The sequence below is a fragment of the Pseudomonas sp. R1-6 genome (genome assembly GCF_051132115.1).
Taxonomy (GTDB): Bacteria; Pseudomonadota; Gammaproteobacteria; order Pseudomonadales; family Pseudomonadaceae; genus Aquipseudomonas.
Map to the genome: position 1 here is coordinate 5,275,775 of NZ_CP071662.1, position 18,974 is coordinate 5,294,748.

19 protein-coding genes are annotated in these 18,974 nt (G+C 61.0%); 15 read left to right on the forward strand and 4 right to left on the reverse strand.

What is annotated here, in order from left to right; translation table 11 throughout:
- The first annotated feature begins 74 nt into the window (after positions 1-74).
- The 4 genes from J3P81_RS23690 to J3P81_RS23705 all read left to right on the forward strand — a co-directional run bounded on the left by J3P81_RS23690 (position 75) and on the right by J3P81_RS23705 (position 3,342).
- The gene (locus tag J3P81_RS23690) at positions 75-884 is read left to right on the forward strand and encodes a MetQ/NlpA family ABC transporter substrate-binding protein (protein ID WP_420766451.1); all 810 of its coding nucleotides are present in this window, start codon (positions 75-77) and stop codon (positions 882-884) included.
- A gap of 2 nt (positions 885-886) precedes the next feature.
- Complete coding sequence (locus J3P81_RS23695; protein ID WP_434561236.1) at positions 887-2,011, forward strand: methionine ABC transporter ATP-binding protein; 1,125 nt, start codon at positions 887-889, stop codon at positions 2,009-2,011.
- A complete protein-coding gene (locus J3P81_RS23700; protein ID WP_434561238.1) occupies positions 2,001-2,645 on the forward strand; it encodes a methionine ABC transporter permease in 645 nt (214 codons plus the stop codon). Before J3P81_RS23695 ends, J3P81_RS23700 begins: the two co-directional genes overlap by 11 nt.
- 70 nt (positions 2,646-2,715) lie before the next feature.
- Positions 2,716-3,342 (forward strand): class I SAM-dependent methyltransferase, encoded by a 627-nt coding sequence (locus J3P81_RS23705; protein WP_434561240.1) that lies wholly within the window; start codon positions 2,716-2,718, stop codon positions 3,340-3,342.
- A gap of 186 nt (positions 3,343-3,528) precedes the next feature.
- On the opposite strand, the gene J3P81_RS23710 is transcribed toward J3P81_RS23705, so the two are convergent.
- A complete protein-coding gene (locus J3P81_RS23710; protein ID WP_434561242.1) occupies positions 3,529-4,095 on the reverse strand; it encodes a transporter substrate-binding domain-containing protein in 567 nt (188 codons plus the stop codon).
- Between the two features lie 131 nt (positions 4,096-4,226).
- Between J3P81_RS23710 and J3P81_RS23715 the strand changes: the two genes are divergently transcribed.
- On the forward strand, positions 4,227-4,652 hold the full coding sequence (locus tag J3P81_RS23715) for a DUF4399 domain-containing protein (RefSeq protein ID WP_420766456.1): 426 nt from the start codon (positions 4,227-4,229) through the stop codon (positions 4,650-4,652).
- A gap of 187 nt (positions 4,653-4,839) precedes the next feature.
- Here the strand turns inward: J3P81_RS23715 and serA are convergent, their stop codons facing one another.
- A complete protein-coding gene (serA, locus tag J3P81_RS23720; protein WP_039592617.1) occupies positions 4,840-6,069 on the reverse strand; it encodes a phosphoglycerate dehydrogenase in 1,230 nt (409 codons plus the stop codon).
- 204 nt (positions 6,070-6,273) lie between these two features.
- Here serA and J3P81_RS23725 point away from each other — a divergent pair, with 204 nt between their 5' ends.
- From J3P81_RS23725 to J3P81_RS23740, 4 genes are all read left to right on the forward strand, one after another.
- Entirely contained in the window at positions 6,274-7,668 is a 1,395-nt protein-coding gene (locus J3P81_RS23725; RefSeq protein ID WP_434561244.1) for an FAD-binding oxidoreductase, read from the forward strand.
- Positions 7,669-7,710: 42 nt separating this feature from the next.
- Entirely contained in the window at positions 7,711-8,376 is a 666-nt protein-coding gene (locus J3P81_RS23730) for a fumarylacetoacetate hydrolase family protein (RefSeq protein ID WP_420766458.1), read from the forward strand.
- Between the two features lie 231 nt (positions 8,377-8,607).
- Positions 8,608-9,534: an SdiA-regulated domain-containing protein gene (locus tag J3P81_RS23735; protein ID WP_434561246.1), complete on the forward strand. Its 927-nt coding sequence runs from the start codon at positions 8,608-8,610 to the stop codon at positions 9,532-9,534.
- 120 nt (positions 9,535-9,654) lie between these two features.
- On the forward strand, positions 9,655-10,569 hold the full coding sequence (locus J3P81_RS23740) for an SdiA-regulated domain-containing protein (protein WP_434561248.1): 915 nt from the start codon (positions 9,655-9,657) through the stop codon (positions 10,567-10,569).
- Between the two features lie 50 nt (positions 10,570-10,619).
- Here the strand turns inward: J3P81_RS23740 and rpiA are convergent, their stop codons facing one another.
- Positions 10,620-11,294 (reverse strand): ribose-5-phosphate isomerase RpiA, encoded by a 675-nt coding sequence (gene rpiA, locus J3P81_RS23745; RefSeq protein WP_181290264.1) that lies wholly within the window; start codon positions 11,292-11,294, stop codon positions 10,620-10,622.
- A gap of 252 nt (positions 11,295-11,546) precedes the next feature.
- Here rpiA and ilvA point away from each other — a divergent pair, with 252 nt between their 5' ends.
- The 4 genes from ilvA to J3P81_RS23765 are packed head-to-tail and all read left to right on the forward strand — an operon-like array spanning position 11,547 to position 15,248.
- Positions 11,547-13,061 carry a threonine ammonia-lyase, biosynthetic gene (gene ilvA, locus J3P81_RS23750; protein WP_420766461.1) on the forward strand — a complete coding sequence of 505 codons (1,515 nt, stop codon included), beginning with the start codon at positions 11,547-11,549 and terminating at the stop codon, positions 13,059-13,061.
- Positions 13,062-13,098: 37 nt separating this feature from the next.
- Positions 13,099-13,512 (forward strand): DUF2269 family protein, encoded by a 414-nt coding sequence (locus tag J3P81_RS23755; protein WP_434561250.1) that lies wholly within the window; start codon positions 13,099-13,101, stop codon positions 13,510-13,512.
- A 15-nt stretch (positions 13,513-13,527) separates the two neighbouring features.
- Complete coding sequence (locus J3P81_RS23760; protein ID WP_434561252.1) at positions 13,528-14,784, forward strand: SDR family oxidoreductase; 1,257 nt, start codon at positions 13,528-13,530, stop codon at positions 14,782-14,784.
- Entirely contained in the window at positions 14,781-15,248 is a 468-nt protein-coding gene (locus J3P81_RS23765; RefSeq protein WP_420766464.1) for a DUF2269 family protein, read from the forward strand. The genes J3P81_RS23760 and J3P81_RS23765 overlap by 4 nt, the downstream gene beginning before the upstream one ends.
- 38 nt (positions 15,249-15,286) lie before the next feature.
- Here the strand turns inward: J3P81_RS23765 and J3P81_RS23770 are convergent, their stop codons facing one another.
- Entirely contained in the window at positions 15,287-15,943 is a 657-nt protein-coding gene (locus J3P81_RS23770) for an HAD family hydrolase (protein ID WP_420766465.1), read from the reverse strand.
- A gap of 143 nt (positions 15,944-16,086) precedes the next feature.
- Between J3P81_RS23770 and J3P81_RS23775 the strand changes: the two genes are divergently transcribed.
- Both J3P81_RS23775 and ptsP read left to right on the forward strand, forming a co-directional pair.
- Entirely contained in the window at positions 16,087-16,566 is a 480-nt protein-coding gene (locus J3P81_RS23775; RefSeq protein ID WP_003186867.1) for an RNA pyrophosphohydrolase, read from the forward strand.
- 22 nt (positions 16,567-16,588) lie between these two features.
- Positions 16,589-18,868, forward strand: coding sequence for a phosphoenolpyruvate--protein phosphotransferase (ptsP, locus tag J3P81_RS23780; RefSeq protein ID WP_420766466.1), 2,280 nt, complete (start codon positions 16,589-16,591; stop codon positions 18,866-18,868).
- Positions 18,869-18,974: the final 106 nt, after the last annotated feature.

The window sequence follows — 18,974 nt, forward strand, 5'->3', positions numbered from 1 at the left end:
CGTAGCCCAGCGGGAGCAAGCTCCCTCGCCACAAAGGCGCATCACTCAATTAATCGATGACTGGAATATCCGACATGACCAAGCACTTCCTCACTCTGCCAGTCAGAACCCTGGCCCTGGCTTTCGGCCTGTTCAGCTCGGCATTGTTCGCCGCCGACGCCCCGTTGAAAATCGGCACCACCGCTGCGTTCGCCATTCCCTTGGAGGCCGCCGTCGAAGAGGCCGGCAAACAAGGCCTGAAAGTCGAACTGGTGGAATTCAGCGACTGGATTGCGCCTAACGTCAGCCTCGCTTCGGGCGACATCGACGTGAATTATTTCCAGCACATACCGTTCCTGGAGAACGCCAAGGCCGCCGCCGGTTTCGACCTGGTGCCGTTCGCACCGGGAATCATCAACAACGTCGGCCTCTATTCGAAGAAGTACAAAAGCTTCGACGAGCTGCCCGAAGGCGCCAGCGTGGCCATTGCCAACGATCCGATCAATAGCGGACGCGGTTTGCAATTGCTGGCCAAGGCCGGGCTGATCCAGCTCAAGCCGGGCGTCGGCTACAAGGCCACCGAAGACGACATCATCGCCAACCCAAAGAAGCTCAAGATCCTGCAAGTCGAAGCCGTGCAGTTGGTGCGTGCCTATGAAGACGCCGATCTGGTACAAGGTTATCCAGCCTACATTCGCCTCGCGAACACCTTCGACGCGACGTCTGCCTTGCTCTTCGACGGCCTCGACCACAAGGAATATGTCATCCAGTTCGTGATCCAGCCCAAGAGCGAGAACGATCCAAGGCTGATCAAGTTCGTCGACATTTACCAACACTCACCTGCCGTGCGCGCGGCCCTGGACAAGGCGCATGGCAAGCTCTACCAAGCCGGCTGGGAAGGCTGATCATGAGTGCCGTCAACGCTCGACTCCGCCATGAAGCCCCCGCGCCCCACATCGCCGACCAGACCGAGCTGCATCCAGAACTGAACCGTGCCCATGTGCGCTTCATCGGCCTCGGCAAGACCTACCCTGGCACCCAGGGCCCGGTGGCCGCGCTGCAAGGCATCGACCTGGCGATCCAGCGCGGCGAGGTCTTTGGCATCATCGGCCGCAGTGGCGCGGGCAAGTCCTCGCTGATCCGCACCATCAACCGCCTCGAACAACCCACCAGCGGACGGGTGCTGATCGATCAGGTGGACATCGGCGAGTTCGATGCAGATCGTCTCGTGGAGCTGCGCCGGCGCATCGGCATGATCTTCCAGCACTTCAACCTGATGTCGGCCAAGACGGTGTGGCAGAACGTCGAGCTGCCGCTCAAGGTTGCCGGCGTGCCCAAGGAACAACGTCTGCACAAGGTTCGCGAATTGTTGGAACTGGTCGGCCTGCAAGGTAAGCACGGCGCCTATCCGGCGCAGCTCTCGGGCGGTCAGAAGCAGCGTGTCGGGATTGCCCGGGCGCTGGTCCATGACCCGCAGATCCTGTTGTGCGACGAGGCCACCTCGGCGCTCGATCCGGAAACGACTCAATCGATCCTCGGTTTGCTGCGTGAGATCAACCAGCGGCTGGGCCTGACCATCGTGCTGATCACCCATGAAATGGCGGTCATCCGCGAAGTCTGCGACCGGGTGGTGGTGCTCGAACAAGGACGGATCGTCGAACAAGGGCCGGTCTGGGAAGTCTTCGGCAACCCGCAGCATGCCGTCAGCCGCACGCTCCTGGCGCCGTTGCAGCACGCGCTGCCCGACGAACTGCAAAGCCGCTTGCAACCCCACCCGACCTCCGCCGACGCAGCCACTGTACTGCGCCTGCAATTCACGGGGCACAGCGGCGACGAACCAGACCTCGCGGCCCTGTTCAGTGCCCTGGGTGGACGGGTACGGCTGCTGCACGGCGGCCTGGAAAGAATTCAAGGCCACGGGCTGGGGCAGTTGCTGCTGGCGGTGAGCGGGTCGTCATGGGGCGCTGATGAACTGCGTCAACGTGCGGGCAACTGGGCACAACGGGTGGAGGTGTTGGGTTATGTGGTTTGACCGATTGCTGCAGGGCTTCATCGACACGTTCCTCATGGTTGGCGTGTCGTCGCTGATCGCGTTGCTGGCGGGCATTCCGCTGGCGGTGATTCTGGTCACAAGCGGCAAGGGCGGCATCTATGAGGCGCCCGCCTTGAACAAGGCCCTGGGCGGGTTTGTGAATTTGTTCCGCTCGATCCCCTTCCTGATCCTCATGGTGGCGCTGATTCCGTTCACCCGATTGATTGTCGGCACCACCTATGGCGTATGGGCCGCGGTGGTGCCGCTGACGATTGCCGCCACGCCGTTTTTTGCGCGTATCGCCGAAGTCAGCTTGCGGGAAGTTGACCATGGCCTGATCGAAGCGGCCCAGGCCATGGGTTGCCGGCGCTGGCACATCGTCTGGCATGTGCTGCTACCCGAAGCGCTGCCCGGCATCGTCGGCGGCTTTACCATCACCCTGGTGACCATGATCAATTCATCGGCCATGGCCGGGGCGATCGGCGCCGGAGGCCTGGGTGACATTGCCTACCGCTACGGTTACCAGCGTTTCGACAGCCAGATCATGCTCACGGTGATCGTGTTGCTGGTGGCATTGGTGGCGATGATTCAACTGGGCGGGGATCGGTTGGCGCGGGGGCTGAACAAGCGCTGAGAGGCGAAACATTGTGGGAAGCGAGCTTGCGGTATAGTCATCAAACACTCCCAATCCAAAGCCAGCGACCATGAAACACACCGCCGACGATCTGCAGTCCATCACCGCCACGACCCTTGGCCATTACAACGCCGTGGCGGAGAGTTTTCGCGAAGGCACCCGCGATCATGACGTCAGCCAGAACATCGACGCCCTGCTGCGACACATCCAAGGCCAGGCGCCGTTCCATATCCTCGATTTCGGCTGCGGCCCTGGGCGTGATCTTCGCACCTTCACGGCCATGGGCCATGTCGCGGTGGGCCTCGACGGTTCGAGCGAATTCGCGCGCATGGCCCGCCAGGACAGCGGATGCGAGGTGTGGCAACAGGATTTCCTGCAACTCGATCTGCCGGCGGAGCGTTTCGACGGGATCTTCGCCAACGCCGTCCTGTTCCACATCCCTGTGCAGGAGCTGCCGCGCGTGCTCAAGCAATTGCACGCCACGCTCAAGCCCGGCGGCGTGCTGTTCAGCTCAAACCCCCGGGGCGAAAACCAGGAAGGCTGGAACGGCCAACGCTTTGGCGCGTATCACGACCTCGCGGCCTGGCGCGTGTCGCTCACGCAGGCGGGTTTTGTGGAGCTGGAGCATTACTACCGGCCGGCGGGGCTGCCGCGAGAACAGCAGCCTTGGTTGGCGAGCGTATGGCGCAAGATTTGAAAGCGGCTCTGTAACGAGGTTGTGCCTAGCTCTTGTGGCGAGGGAGCTTGCTCCCGCTGGGCCGCGAAGCGGCCCCAACCCGGTCAATCTGGTTTCCCGACAGGCCGCGTCAACCGCGCTACGACGGCTGCGCCGCCGAGCGGGAGCAAGCTCCCTTGCCACAACGATTGCGTTTGACCACAAAATTCACTCTTGCTTGAGCAACCACTTCTGCGACAACCGCTCCAGCCGTCCATCGTCCTTGATCCGCCCCAAGGCGTTGTCCAGGCTCGCCTTGAACGCAGGATTGCCCTTCTGGAACGGTATCACCAGGCTCGGCGCCGGGCTTTTTTTCTCTTCCGGCTGGAAAGACTGCGCCAGGACCAGAGGACGTTGCGCCTCATCCTTGCTTGCCAGCAATTGCGCATCCGGTTGGCTATAAGTAGCGCTGGTATCGAAACGTTCCGCCAACTCCGGGGTCATTGCTATGTGGTTGATGGCGACGTCGTACTTGCCGCTTTCCACGCCGGACAACAGATCCGCCGCATCGGTGACGACAAAATCAGGGCGTACATCGAGCTCGCCCGCGAGCATTTCGCCCAGCTCCACTTCGAAACCGGTGAGCTTGCCGTCCTCCTTGAAATTGAACGGCGCGGTGTTGGCCTCGAGGGCGATTCGCAACTCGCCACGGTCGTTGACGTCGTCGATCAGTTCCGCATGGGCCAGAGGGCTCAACAGAGGTAGCAGGCAGATCAGGCCAGGCAGGAAACGCATGGTCACTCCTAGTATTTATACAAGCGACGCTCGTTTCAGGCTCGCTTTGCTATGGTTGTTGCAGGCTTCGACAACGATTAGTCATGAAGTTGTCATGACCCGACGGATTTATGGGAAAACTGGAGTAAAAAATGAAAAGTTTTATGTCACGTGCGGCGTTGGCCGGCTTGTTGCTCGGAACTTCGATGCTGGCGACAGCGGCAACCCCGGCGCCCAAAGGTGCAGAAGTATTCATCGTTTCTCCTGAAGACGGTGCCACCGTCAGCCAAGAGTTCAAGGTCAAGTTCGGCGTCAAGAACATCGCACTTGCCCCGGCGGGCGACGTGACCAAGAACACCGGCCATCACCACCTGCTGATCGATGTCGATGATCTGCCTGCCGAGGGCACGCCGATTCCGACCGACCCCCACCACATGCATTTTGGCAAGGCGCAAACCGAAGCCACGATCAAACTGGCGCCGGGCAAACACACCTTGCAATTGATCCTGGGCGACAGCGGCCATATGCCGTTCGACCCGTCGATCGTGTCCGAAAAGATCACGGTGAACGTCGAGTAACACAGCACTTAGAAGATAAATGCAGTATCCACTGTGGGAGCGAGCCTGCTCGCGAAAGCGGCATATCAGTAAATGCGCCTGACAGACCGCTTTCGCGAGCAGGCTCGCTCCCACAGGGTTCCATTGTGTCGGACAGAAAAACGGGAGCCCCTTCGGAGCTCCCGTTTTCATTGCAAGCCAGGCCCGCTTAGAACAGCACGCGGCAACGAATGGTGCCGTTGATGTGCTGCAACTTCTCTTGGGCCAGGTCCGAGTATTCGGCATCGACGTCGATCACGACGTAGCCGACTTTCTCGTTGGTCTGCAGGAACTGACCGGAAATGTTGATGCCGTTTTCCGCGAAGACTTTGTTGATCTCGCTCATCACACCCGGAATGTTTTCGTGGATGTGCAGCAGGCGGTGCTTGCCAGGGTGGGCCGGCAAAGCCACTTCCGGGAAGTTCACCGACGATACCGAGGTACCGTTGTCGCTGTACTTGACCAGTTTTTCAGCCACTTCCAGACCGATGTTGGCCTGGGCTTCAGCGGTGGAACCGCCGATGTGCGGGGTCAGGATCACGTTGTCCAGGCCTCGCAGCGGGCTTTCGAAGATGTCGTCGTTGGAGCGAGGCTCCACCGGGAACACATCGATCGCCGCGCCGATCAGGTGCTTGTCCTTGATCGCTTCGGCCAGTGCGTCGAGCTTGACCACGGTGCCGCGAGCGGCGTTGATCAGGATCCCGCCTTTCTTGATGGCGCGGATTTCCTTTTCACCGATCATCCACTGGGTGGCTGGGGTTTCCGGCACGTGCAAGGTGACGATGTCGGACATGCCCAGCAATTCGTGCAAGTCGTTGACCTGGGTCGCGTTGCCCAACGGCAGCTTGGTCACGGTGTCGTAGAAAAACACCTGCATGCCAAGGCCTTCAGCCAGTACCGACAATTGAGTACCGATCGAGCCGTAGCCGACGATACCCAGCTTCTTGCCGCGGATCTCGAAGGAATTGGCCGCGCTCTTGATCCAGCCGCCACGGTGGCAGGAAGCGTTCTTCTCGGGGATGCCACGCAACAGCAGGATCGCCTCGGCCAGCACCAGTTCGGCAACGGAACGGGTGTTGGAATACGGCGCATTGAATACCGCGATACCGCGTTCGCGAGCCGCGTTGAGGTCCACCTGGTTGGTGCCGATGCAGAAGCAGCCGACCGCCACCAGTTTCTTGGCGTGGTCGAAGATCTCTTCAGTCAGTTGCGTACGGGAGCGAATACCGATGAAGTGAGCATCGGCGATCTTTTCCTTGAGCTGGGCTTCCGGCAGAGAACTGGTGATGTACTCGATGCTGGTGTAGCCCGCCGACTTGAGGACGTCGACAGCCGATTGGTGGACGCCTTCGAGAAGAAGGAACTTGATCTTGCTCTTATCGAGAGAAGTCTTGCTCATCTGCGTAAACCTGTGTCCCGGAGAAAAATGGCAGGGAATCGGACAGCGCATGCTGGCCCGACCGGCGTGACAGCCGTCGCCGCAGAACAGCCGTTGGGCACTACGCTGCGGGGTCGGTATGCTAGCATATGCCCCCCGCAAACACCCATTCCTGCGACGTGAAGCGTTCTCAGGATGACCATGAATTGTTCGAGAGTTCTGTCGATGACCAATCCTGCCGTGATAGATGAGCTGAAGACCCTGGTTGAGCCTGGCAAAGTTTTGACCGATGCCGACTCCCTGAATGCTTACGGCAAGGATTGGACCAAGCATTACGCGCCCGCACCGACCGCCATTGTGTTTCCAAAGACCACCGAACAAGTCCAGGCCATTGTGCGCTGGGCCAACGCGCACAAAGTCGCGTTGGTGCCATCGGGCGGGCGTACCGGCCTCTCCGCCGCCGCCGTCGCGGCGAATGGCGAGGTGGTCGTGTCATTCGACTACATGAACCAGATCCTCGATGTGAACCTGACCGACCGCACCGCCGTATGCCAGCCGGGCGTGGTCACCGAACAGTTGCAGAACAAGGCTGAAGAACATGGGCTCTACTATCCGGTGGACTTCGCTTCGGCAGGTTCGAGCCAGATTGGCGGCAATATCGGCACCAATGCTGGCGGGATCAAGGTCATTCGCTACGGCATGACCCGCAACTGGGTGGCGGGCATGAAGGTCGTGACGGGCAAGGGCGACGTGCTGGAACTGAACAAGGACCTGATCAAGAACGCCACCGGCTATGACTTGCGGCAGCTGTTCATCGGCGCCGAGGGCACCCTTGGTTTCGTGGTCGAAGCCACCATGCGCCTGGACCGCGCGCCGAAAAACCTCACCGCCATGGTGCTCGGCACGCCGGACTTCGACTCGATCATGCCGGTACTGCACGCATTCCAAGGCAAGCTGGACCTGACCGCCTTTGAATTTTTCTCCGACAAGGCCCTGGCCAAGGTCCTCGACCGTGGTGACGTCCCGGCCCCGTTCGAAACCGACTGCCCTTTCTACGCCCTGTTGGAATTCGAAGCCACCACCGAAGAAGTCGCCAACCACGCCCTGGAGACTTTCGAGCACTGCGTCGAACAAGGCTGGGTACTGGACGGCGTAATGAGCCAGAGCGAAACCCAACTGCAAAACCTGTGGAAGCTGCGCGAGTACATCTCCGAGACCATTTCCCACTGGACGCCGTACAAAAACGATATTTCGGTAACCGTCTCCAAAGTCCCGAGCTTCTTGCGCGAGATCGACGCGATTGTCGGCGAACACTACCCAGACTTTGAAATAGTCTGGTTCGGCCACATCGGCGACGGCAACCTGCACCTGAATATCCTCAAGCCGGAAAACCTGAGCAAGGATGAGTTCTTCGCTAAATGCGCGACGGTGAACAAATGGGTCTTTGAAACCGTCGAGAAGTACAACGGTTCAATCTCCGCCGAACACGGCGTGGGCATGACCAAGCGCGACTACCTCACGTACAGTCGCTCTGCGGTTGAAATCGAATACATGAAAGCCGTGAAGTCGGTGTTCGACCCGAACGGCATCATGAACCCGGGCAAGATTTTCGCGGTTTGATCTATAACAACACTTGATGAAATCTCAAGGCAGGAGTCGGTAATGAGCTATCAGCACCAGTATGTCGACGGTACGCGTATTCATTTCCCGGTGGGCAAAGTAGTGTGCATCGGCCGCAACTATGCCGAACACGCCAAGGAACTGGATAACCCGGTGCCCACCGAACCTCTGCTGTTCATCAAGCCAGGCAGCTGCGTGGTGCCGTTGGAAGGCGGCTTCAGCATTCCCGCCGACCGCGGCTCGGTGCACTACGAAGCGGAAATCGCCGTGCTGATCGGCAAGCCACTGTCCACCAAGCCCAGCGTTGAAGAAGTACTGGACGCCATTTCCGGCTTCGCCCCGGCCCTGGACCTGACCCTGCGGGACAAGCAGGCCGAACTAAAGGCCAAGGGGTTGCCATGGGAAGTCGCCAAGTCCTTCGACGGCGCGGCAGTGATCGCTCCCTTTGTCTCGAACGCCACGTTTGCCGACCTGACCGATATTCCCGTTCGCCTGACCATCAACGGCGAAGTCCGCCAGGACGGCAACAGCAGCCTGATGCTCAACCCCATCGTGCCGATGATCCAGTACATGGCCGGCTGCTTCTCGCTTCAGGCCGGAGACGTCATTCTCACGGGCACCCCGGCGGGCGTCGGGCCGCTGAACATTGGCGATGAACTGGTGCTGGAACTGCCTGGGGCGAGCCGCTTCGAAAGCAGCGTTCGCTAACGGCCACGCCTCCAATTTCCTGGGGGAGCATGCTTGCTCGCGATGAGGTCATCACATCCAACAGTTAAGTTGGCTGACCGTCCGCTATCGCGAGCAAGCTCGCTCCCACCGGGCTCTTGAGCAGCCTTGTCCAGCATTTACCGTTTTTTTCACATGCCATCCGGATAATTCCGGGGATTGCGGCATCTGAGCCTGCCGATCCCTCGCGCGAATTCCTGGAACGCATCCTCGATGGCCAAGACCCAAACCCTGCCCACCTCCGTCCGCCGTGCTCGCTTCGGCTTGCCCTGGTATGCCTGGCTGCTGCTGGCCGCAATCGCTGCCTATGGCCTGGCGTTCGCGATGCATTGGGATGACCGGGGCCGGCTCTGGGTGGCGGAACGCTTCGAAAGCCCGGCCCAACGCCAGGAAAGCATCTGGTTGCCCGACTATCGCGCCGTGATCGACGCCAAGCCCCTGCCTGGCATGGAAAAGGACGAGGCTTCCGACGTCACCTACAACCCGCAGACCAAGACGCTGTTCGCGGTCATGGGCAAGAATCCGTTCCTGGCGGAGCTGACCCTGCAAGGCGACGTGCTGCGCAAGATGCCATTGGTGGGCTGGAACAATCCCGAAGGCGTGACCTATATGGAAAATGGCCTGCTGGCCATTACCGATGAGCGAAACCACACCCTGTCGATCGTCCAGGTCGATGCCAATACCCAAACGCTGAACAGCAAGGACTTTCCCCAATACGACCTTGGCGCGTCACAGAACCAGAACAAAGGGTTCGAGGCGATCGTCTGGGATCCGCGCAATCAACAACTGGTGCTGGGCGAAGAGCGCCCGCCAGCCTTGTTCACCTGGAAAAGTGACGGCAGCCAATTGCTCAAGGGCGACAAGCAGATCCATGTCAGCGATGAGCTGGACCTGCGCAACCTGTCCGCCCTGGCGATCGATCCTCGTACGGGACATATGCTGTTGCTGTCAGCCGACTCCCATCTACTGCTGGAGCTGGATGCAGAAGGCGAACAGGTCAGCTTCATGACGCTGTTGGGAGGCTTCAACGGACTGAAAGATACGGTTCCCCGCGCCGAAGGCGTCACCGTCGATGAAGCGGGCAACCTTTATATGGTCAGCGAGCCGAACCTGTTCTATCGTTTCGAAAAACAACGCTGATTGCGAAAACTCTGTAGGGAAATTCTTCCTTCGTTGTAGGGCGTGGCAGACGGCCATTAAGCTTCAGTTCAGGCAGTCGTGGTATTTCCAACCACCTGTTCTTATCCGAGCCCACTCCCGATGCGCCGACTTGCCCGTCCAAGACCCCTGATCCTGCTGTTGCTGTCGATTACCCTGATTGGATTAATCGCAGCCGGGCAATACCTGCGTCTGTTCGAGCGCGCCTGGTTCAATTTCAATACGCTCTGGCACACCCTTGGCGAGCAAGCCATTGCCCTGGACCAATACCAGATCACGGTACAAGCCCAAGTCATCGAAGGCCTGGACGACGACGTTTCCGCGCTGACGTTCGATCCGATCCGCAAAAGCCTCTTCACCGTCACCAACAAGAATGCCGAGCTGATCGAGCTGTCACTGGACGGCAAGATTCTGCGACGCATCGCCCTGGTCGGCTTTGGCGACCCGGAAGCGGTGGAATTCATCAGCGAGAACATCTACGTCATTACCGACGAACGTCAGCAGCGCCTGATCAAGATCCACCTGAAAGAAGACACCCGCTTCCTGGACGCGGCCGATGCCGAGCAAATGACACTCGGCGTGCACATGAGCGGCAACAAGGGTTTCGAAGGGCTGGCCTATGACTCCATCGGCAAGCGGCTGTTCGTCGCCAAGGAACGCGACCCGATGCTGATTTATGAAGTACACGGATTTCCCCACCACAATCCGGAAAAATCCTACGCTGTCCACGTAATCAACAACCCCAAGCGCGATGCAGGACTGTTCGTGCGCGATCTCTCCAGCCTGCAATACGACGAACGCAGCGGCCATCTGCTGGCGCTGTCCGATGAGTCGCGGTTGATTATCGAGTTGGATATCGATGGTCGGCCCTTAAGCACGCTGTCGTTGAGCAAGGGCCGCCACGGACTGGAGAAAACCATTCCCCAACCGGAAGGCTTGGCCATGGATGACGATGGCAATCTGTATGTGGTGAGCGAGCCGAATCTGTTCTATGTGTTCAAGAAGCCGCAGCCTTGAACCACTCCTGACCCAGCTCGCTCCCTTAGGGTTTGTTGAATCAGCCCGGATTATTCCGCCCGCAGGGTCTTCACGCCATCAGCAGTCCCCAACAACAGCACATCCGCCGGGCGAGCGGCGAACAAGCCGTTGGTGACTACGCCGACGATGGCGTTGATCTGGCTTTCCAGTTCAACCGGATTGGTGATCTGCAGGTTATGCACGTCAAGGATGATGTTGCCGTTATCGGTCAGCACGCCTTCGCGATACACCGGATCGCCGCCCAGCTTCACCAATTGCCGGGCAACGTGGCTGCGGGCCATCGGGATGACTTCCACCGGCAGCGGGAACGCGCCGAGCACCGGGACCAGTTTGCTGGCATCGGCGATGCAGATGAACGTCTTGGCGACGGCCGCAACGATCTTCTCGCGAGTCAGGGCCGCACCGCCGCCCTTGATCAGGTTCAAGTGCGCGTCGCTTTCGTCGGCGCCGTCGATGTAGAACTCCAGGTCGCTCACGGTGTTGAGCTCGTACACGGGGATCCCGTGGCCCTTGAGGCGCGCCGCGGTGGCTTCGGAGCTGGCGACCGCGCCGTCGAACGCGCCTTTGTGCTGCGCCAAGGCGTCGATGAAGCAATTGGCGGTAGAGCCGGTGCCGACCCCGACGATGCTCTTGTCATCCAGTTTCGGGAGGATGAGGTCGACAGCGGCCTGGGCCACGGCCTGTTTGAGTTGATCCTGGGTCATGCGGGCTCCGAAGGTGCCGAGAGAGAACGAAAGGCCGGCATTATAGGCGTAGAAACCGTGGCGAGGGAGCAAGCTCGCGCTTGAGTGCGAAGCGCTCATCGCTTTTTCTGGGGCCGCTGCGCGACCCAACGGGAGCAAGCTCCCTCGCCACGGGGGTTCCTGCGCTCAAAGTGCCTTAATTCGTGTGGTCGCCCGGCCAAAAGCCGGGTTAGACTCCTTGGCCCTGCCCAACCCGCTCAGTGATGCTTTCCGATGCTTGAACAGTACGTCAAAAAGATCCTCACCTCGCGCGTTTACGACGTTGCCGTAGAAACCCCGCTGCAGACCGCCCGCCAGCTCTCCGAACGGCTGGGCAACGAGGTCTGGCTCAAGCGTGAAGACTTGCAGCCGGTGTTCTCGTTCAAGATTCGCGGGGCCTACAACAAGCTGACCCAGCTCACCGACGAAGAGCGCGCCCGTGGCGTGGTCACGGCCTCGGCGGGCAACCATGCCCAGGGCCTGGCGCTGGCCGCCAAGGTGTTGGGGGTCAAGGCCACCATCGTCATGCCCAAGACCACGCCGGAAATCAAAGTCGAGGGCGTGCGCTCCCGGGGCGGCAAAGTGGTGTTGCATGGCGATTCGTTCCCCGAGGCCCTGGCCTATTCGTTGAAACTGGTCGACGAAAAAGGCTACGTCTACATTCATCCCTATGACGATCCTCACACCATTGCCGGGCAGGGCACCGTGGCGATGGAAATCCTGCGCCAGCACCCGGGGCGCCTGGACGCGATATTCGTCCCGGTGGGCGGTGGCGGGCTGATCGCAGGCATCGCGGCCTACGTGAAATACCTGCGCCCCGAGATCAAGATCATCGGCGTCGAACCGGACGATTCGAACTGCCTGCAAGCGGCCATGGCTGCTGGCGAACGCGTGGTCCTGCCAACCGTGGGCCTGTTCGCCGATGGCGTGGCGGTGGCACAGATCGGCCAGCACACCTTCGATATCTGCAAGCACTACGTGGATGAAGTCATCACCGTCAGTACCGATGAGATCTGCGCAGCGATCAAGGATATCTACGACGATACCCGCTCGATCACCGAACCTGCCGGCGCCTTGGGCGTTGCCGGCATCAAGAAGTATGTCGAGACACGCAGCATCAGCGGCCAGACGCTGGTGGCCATCGATTCCGGCGCCAACGTCAACTTCGACCGACTGCGTCACGTGGCCGAGCGCGCCGAACTGGGCGAGGGCCGCGAGGCGATCATCGCCGTGACCATCCCCGAGAAGCCGGGCAGCTTCAAGGCGTTCTGCGAGGCCATCGGCAAACGCCAGATCACCGAATTCAACTACCGCTACAACACCGGCAGCGAAGCGCACATCTTCGTAGGCGTGCAGACGCATCCGGAAAACGACCCGCGCAGCAAGCTGATTGCCAGCCTGACCGAGCAAGGCTTCCCGGTGCTGGACCTGACCGACAATGAACTGGCCAAGTTGCACATTCGCCACATGGTCGGCGGCCATGCCGCTCACGTCATCGACGAAGTGGTCCTGCGTTTCGAATTCCCGGAACGCCCGGGGGCGCTGTTCAACTTCCTCAATAAACTGGGCGGGCGCTGGAACATCTCGATGTTCCACTACCGAAACCATGGCGCGGCGGATGGCCGCGTGGTCGCCGGGCTGCAAGTGCCTCACGATGAGCGCCACCTGGTGCCGGCCGCCCTGGAGGAAATCGGCTATCCGTACTGGGATGAAAGCGATAACCCGGCCTATCAGCTGTTTCTCGGCTGAAGGGCTACGCTGAAGGACACCAGCCTAAGGAAACCCCATGGAAACTCTGCTGACCTTGAAAATCCTGCACGTCGCGGCCACGGTCTTGCTTGTGGCTTGCGCTGCAAGCCTAGCCGTTGTGGCCTGGCGCAAACGCAGCGAGGCACCAAGCTGCACGCTGCGGCGCCCTTGGCTGCTGGCATGGGGCACGATGCTGGTGTGCATGCTGAGCATGCCGTTTACCGGCTGGTGGCTGGTTCATCTGGTGGGCTGGCCGCTGGGGCAAACCTGGCTGCTGGGTTCCAGCGTGATCTACACCGTGGCGGCGCTTTGCGTTTTCTGGCTGCTGGCACGGCTCAACCGCCTGCGCATGGGCAACGGTGGCGGCGGCAGGTTTACCCTGGCATTGGCGATCATCGGTGGCGTCGGCTTCCTGTCCATCGCCGCATTGATGGGTGCCAAACCGATCTAACCGACAAGGAACGTCATGAAAATCCTACTGGTGGGAGGCAGCGGCTTTATCGGACGCCACCTGCTGAGGGCGCTGCACGGCGCCGGCCACTCGATCATCGCGACCCGTCGTGAACCCGGGCCGCCGAGTTCGCCTGGGGTTGAATGGCGGCAGCTGGATCTCGGCGTATTGTCGGCCGACCCGGCACATTTCGTCCTCCCTACGGACGTTGATTTGCTGATCAACGCGGCCGGCTTGCTCAGCGTGGATGCCCAGGCGCTGAGTCTGGTCCAGGATCGTGGCGCGTGCGCGTTGTTCGAGCAGGCCGCACGCCGTGGCGTTCGCATCTTGCAGATTTCCGCGCTGGGCGCGAGCGCTCAATCCGACGTGCCGTTCCTGGCAAGCAAGGGACGGGCTGACGAATATCTGTCCAGCCTCCACATCCCATCGGTTGTGCTGCGGCCTTCGTTGGTGGTGGGGCCAGGCGGCGCGAGCAGTGGCTGGATGGAGGGCCTTTCACCGTGGCCACTGATTCCCTTGCTGGATCTGACGGCGCGCATCCAACCCGTGCACGTCGATGACCTGACGGGCGCGGTGCTCGCCCTGCTGCGGCAATGGCCAACCGAGTCGGTGGTGGTGCCGCTGGTGGGACCCCAGCCGATGACGCTGGCCCGGCTCATCGATCATTTGCGAGCCGCGCAGGGCTGGGCGCCGGCACGCTACATCAAGGCGCCTGCGCTGTTGACCGAAGTGGGCAGCCGGATGGGGGACCGGTTCGGCTGGCGAGCGTTGAACCGGCAAAGCGTGGCCCTGGCACAACGGGACAACCTGGCCGACCCCGAGGTGCTCGCATCAATCTGCGGATATCACGCCGCCCCCGTACAGACCCGCTTGCAGGGGTGGCCCGCCGTCGCCCAGAGCAGCCTTCGGGCGATCCGCCCGTTGATGCTGGCGGTGCTCGCACTCATCTGGTTGGGAACCGCCGTGGTATGCCTCGGCCCAGGCTTCGACTGGGGCCTGCGCATCATGGCCGAAGCCGGCGTGTACGGCGCCTGGGCCAAGCTTGCGGTCGTCAGCGGCGCGCTGCTTGATGGCGCGCTGGGCGTGGGCATGCTGTTCAAACGCTGGCGCCAACAGGCATTGCGGCTGCAGTTGGGTCTGATGCTCGGCTATACGCTGTGCATCAGCTTTATCCTGCCGCACCATTGGTTCGACCCTTTTGCGGCTGTCGCCAAGAATCTGGTATTGGTAGTCGCGACGTTATGGTTGCTTTGGACTGAGCCCCGCCGATGAGCATCTACCTGCTGTTGAAGACCCTGCACATCCTGTCTTCCACCATCCTGTTCGGCCTGGGCGCGGGGTCTGCCTACTACGCGCTCCGGGCCTGGCGCAGCGGCAAGGTTGAAGTCATCGCCGTCACCTTCAAGCATCTGGTTTTCGCCGATTGGGCATTCACCGCCACCACCGCCGTATTTCAGCCACTGAGCGGACTGGCCCTGATGCACATCGCCGGCTGGCAATTGCAACAGAGCTGGTTGGTGTGGAGCATCGGCCTTTATTGCCTGGCGGGCGCCTGCTGGCTGCCGGTGGTCTGGTTGCAGATCCGCGTACACAAGATGGCCGAGCAAGCCTTGCGGGACGGCACACCCATGCCAATCAAGGCCGCCACCTACATGCGCTGGTGGTTTGCGCTGGGCTGGCCGGCGTTCCTGGCATTCATGGCGATTTTCTACCTGATGGTAGCCAAGCCCGCGTAAGCGGCCCGCCGGTGTTTGCCCGGCGGGCGGCAGTGAGATCAGTCGCGCAGACTGATGACCGGCCAACCACGCTTCTGGGCCTCGGCCCGAAGGTTCGGGTCCGGGTCGACCGCCACCGGATGCGTCACCGCTTCCAGCAGCGGCAAGTCGTTCATCGAATCGCTATAAAAGTAGCTATCGTCGAGGCAATACCCAGTCTCTTCCAGCCAACGGTTCAACCGGGTCACCTTGCCCTCGCGAAAGCAGGGAATGTCGGTGCTGCGGCCACTGTAACGGCCATCGATCATCTCGCATTCGGTGGCGATCAGGGTTTCTACTCCGAGTCGCTCGGCGATCGGCGCGGTGACGAAGCGATTGGTGGCGGTGATGATCACCAGTTTGTCGCCGGCGTCACGGTGTTTCTTCAACAGCGCGATCGCTTGGGGCAATACGATAGGTTCGATGCAGTCGCGCATGTAATCGAGGTGCCACTGTGCCAGCACTTCCATCTCGGTACGACCCAGGATTTCCAGGCAAAAATTCAGGTACGCGGCGTTGTCGAGCTTACCCGCCAGGTAGTCCTGGTAGAACTCATCGTTGCGTGCCTTGTAGCTCACGGCATCGAGGAAGCCGCGTTCGCACAGGTAATCGCCCCAGGCGTGATCGCTGTCACCGCCCAGCAGCGTGTTGTCCAAGTCGAATAAAGCCAGCCGCATTGCAGTTACTCGCTGAAATATCTGAAGAAAGGCGCCCAGAATACGTACTTTTCACAAGAGTGCACATAAGCTCGGCAGTCTCGTTGCTGCTTTCACAACCTTTGTGGAACAATGCGGCGACATGCGTTTGCGAGGTTGTTGCCGTGATCGATCCCGATGGTTTCCGTCCCAATGTGGGGATCATTCTTACGAATGATGCTGGGCAGGTGCTATGGGCACGCCGTATCAATCAAGACGCCTGGCAGTTTCCCCAGGGTGGGATCAACCCCCAGGAGACGCCGGAAGAAGCTTTGTACCGTGAGTTGAATGAAGAAGTCGGGCTGGAGCGCGAAGATGTCGAAATACTCGCCTGCACCCGAGGCTGGTTGCGCTATCGTTTGCCGCAACGCCTGGTCAGGACGCACAGCCAACCACTGTGCATCGGCCAGAAGCAGAAATGGTTTCTCCTGCGCCTGATCTCCAATGAGCAGCGGGTGCGGATGGATTTGACCGGTAAACCGGAGTTCGATGGCTGGCGCTGGGTCAGTTATTGGTATCCGTTGGGCCAGGTGGTGACATTCAAGCGCGAGGTGTATCGACGCGCTCTCAAAGAGCTTGCCCCGCGCCTGCTGACGCGCGACTGACGACGGAGTTCGACCCCGAGCCATGCTCAATACGCTGCGCAAGATCGTCCAGGAAGTTAACGCCGCCAAGGATCTCAAGGCGGCGTTGGGCATTATTGTATTGCGCGTCAAAGAGGCCATGGGCAGCCAAGTCTGCTCGGTCTACCTGCTTGACCCCGAGACCAACCGTTTTGTGCTCATGGCCACCGAGGGCTTGAACAAGCGCTCCATCGGCAAGGTCAGCATGGCGCCCAATGAAGGCCTGGTCGGCCTGGTCGGCACGCGGGAAGAACCCCTGAACCTTGAAAACGCCGCGGACCACCCGCGCTACCGCTACTTCGCGGAAACGGGTGAAGAGCGCTATGCGTCTTTCCTCGGCGCGCCGATCATTCACCACCGCCGCGTCGTCGGCGTGTTGGTCATCCAGCAGAAAGAGCGCCGCCAGTTCGATGAGGGTGAAGAAGCCTTCCTCGTCACCATGAGCGCGCAACTGGCCGGGGTTATCGCCCATGCCGAGGCCACCGGTTCGATCAGCGGCCTTGGCCGCCAGGGCAAGGGCATCCAGGAAGCCAAGTTCGTCGGCGTGCCAGGTTCCCCGGGCGCGGCGGTGGGCACCGCAGTGGTCATGTTGCCGCCCGCCGATCTCGATGTGGTGCCTGACAAGGCCATCGCCGACATCGACGCCGAGCTCGGTTTGTTCAAGACCGCCATCGAAGGCGTGCGGGCCGACATGCGTGCCCTTTCGGCCAAGCTGGCGACGCAGTTGCGCCCCGAAGAGCGCGCGCTGTTCGACGTTTACCTGATGATGCTTGACGATGCGTCCCTGGGCAGCGAAGTCACCACGGTCATCAAGACCGGCCAATGGGCCCAGGGCGCGTTGCGCCAGGTGGTGACCGACCACGTCAATCGTTTCGAGTTAATGGACGACGCCTACCTGCGCGAACGCGCCTCCGACGTCAAGGACCTCGGTCGGCGGCTGCTGGCTTATTTGCAGCAAGAGCGCCAGCAGACCCTGGTCTATCCCGACAACACCATCCTGGTGAGCGAGGAGTTGACCCCGGCGATGCTCGGCGAAGTGCCGGAGGGCAAGCTGGCGGGCCTGGTCTCGGTGCTCGGTTCGGGCAACTCCCACGTGGCGATCCTGGCCCGGGCGATGGGCATCCCAACGGTCATGGGCGTGGTGGACCTGCCGTACTCCAAAGTCGACGGCATCCAGATGATCGTCGACGGCTACCACGGCGAGGTCTACACCAACCCCAGCGACGTGCTGCGCAAGCAGTTCGCCGACGTGGTGGAAGAAGAAAAGCAACTGTCCCTGGGACTCGATGCGCTGAAGGACCTGCCGTGCGTGACGCTCGACGGCCACCGCATGCCGCTGTGGGTCAATACCGGCCTGCTGGCCGATGTCGCCCGGGCGCAGAAACGTGGCGCCGAGGGCGTGGGCCTGTATCGCACCGAAGTGCCGTTCATGATCAACCAGCGCTTCCCCAGCGAAAAGGAACAGCTGGCGATCTACCGCGAGCAACTGTCGGCGTTCCATCCGCAGCCGGTGACCATGCGCAGCCTGGACATTGGCGGCGACAAATCCCTGTCCTATTTCCCGATCAAGGAAGACAACCCCTTCCTCGGCTGGCGCGGCATTCGCGTGACGCTCGACCACCCGGAAATCTTCCTGGTCCAGGCCCGCGCGATGCTCAAGGCCAGCGAAGGCCTGAACAACCTGCGCATCCTGTTGCCGATGATTTCCGGCACCCATGAGCTGGAAGAAGCGCTGCACCTGATTCACCGGGCCTGGGGCGAAGTGCGCGATGAAGGCACCGACGTGCCGATGCCACCCGTCGGGGTAATGATCGAAATTCCGGCGGCGGTGTACCAGACCAAGGAACTGGCGCGGCAGGTGGACTTCCTGTCGGTAGGCTCCAACGACCTGACCCAGTATTTGCTGGCCGTGGACCGCAACAACCCTCGGGTGGCCGACCTGTACGACTACCTGCACCCGGCGGTGCTGCAGGCCCTGCAGACCGTGGTCCGTGATGCCCATGCAGAAGGCAAGCCGGTGAGCATCTGCGGCGAAATGGCCGGCGACCCGGCGGCGGCGGTGCTGCTGATGGCGATGGGCTTCGACAGCCTGTCGATGAACGCCACCAACCTGCCGAAAGTGAAGTGGATGCTGCGCCAGATCAACCTCAGCAAGGCCCAGGAACTGCTGGCGGAGCTGATGACCATCGACAATCCGCAGGTGATCCACAGCTCCTTGCAGTTGGCGCTGAAGAACCTTGGGTTGGCGCGGATGATCAATCCGGCTTCGAGCAAGACGCTCTGAGCAAGAGCACCTGTGGCGAGGGAGCTTGCTCCCGCTGGGCTACGAAGTAGCCCCAAAGCCTTTTTTGGGCGGGCTTCGCCCACCAGCGGGAGCAAGCTCCCTCGCC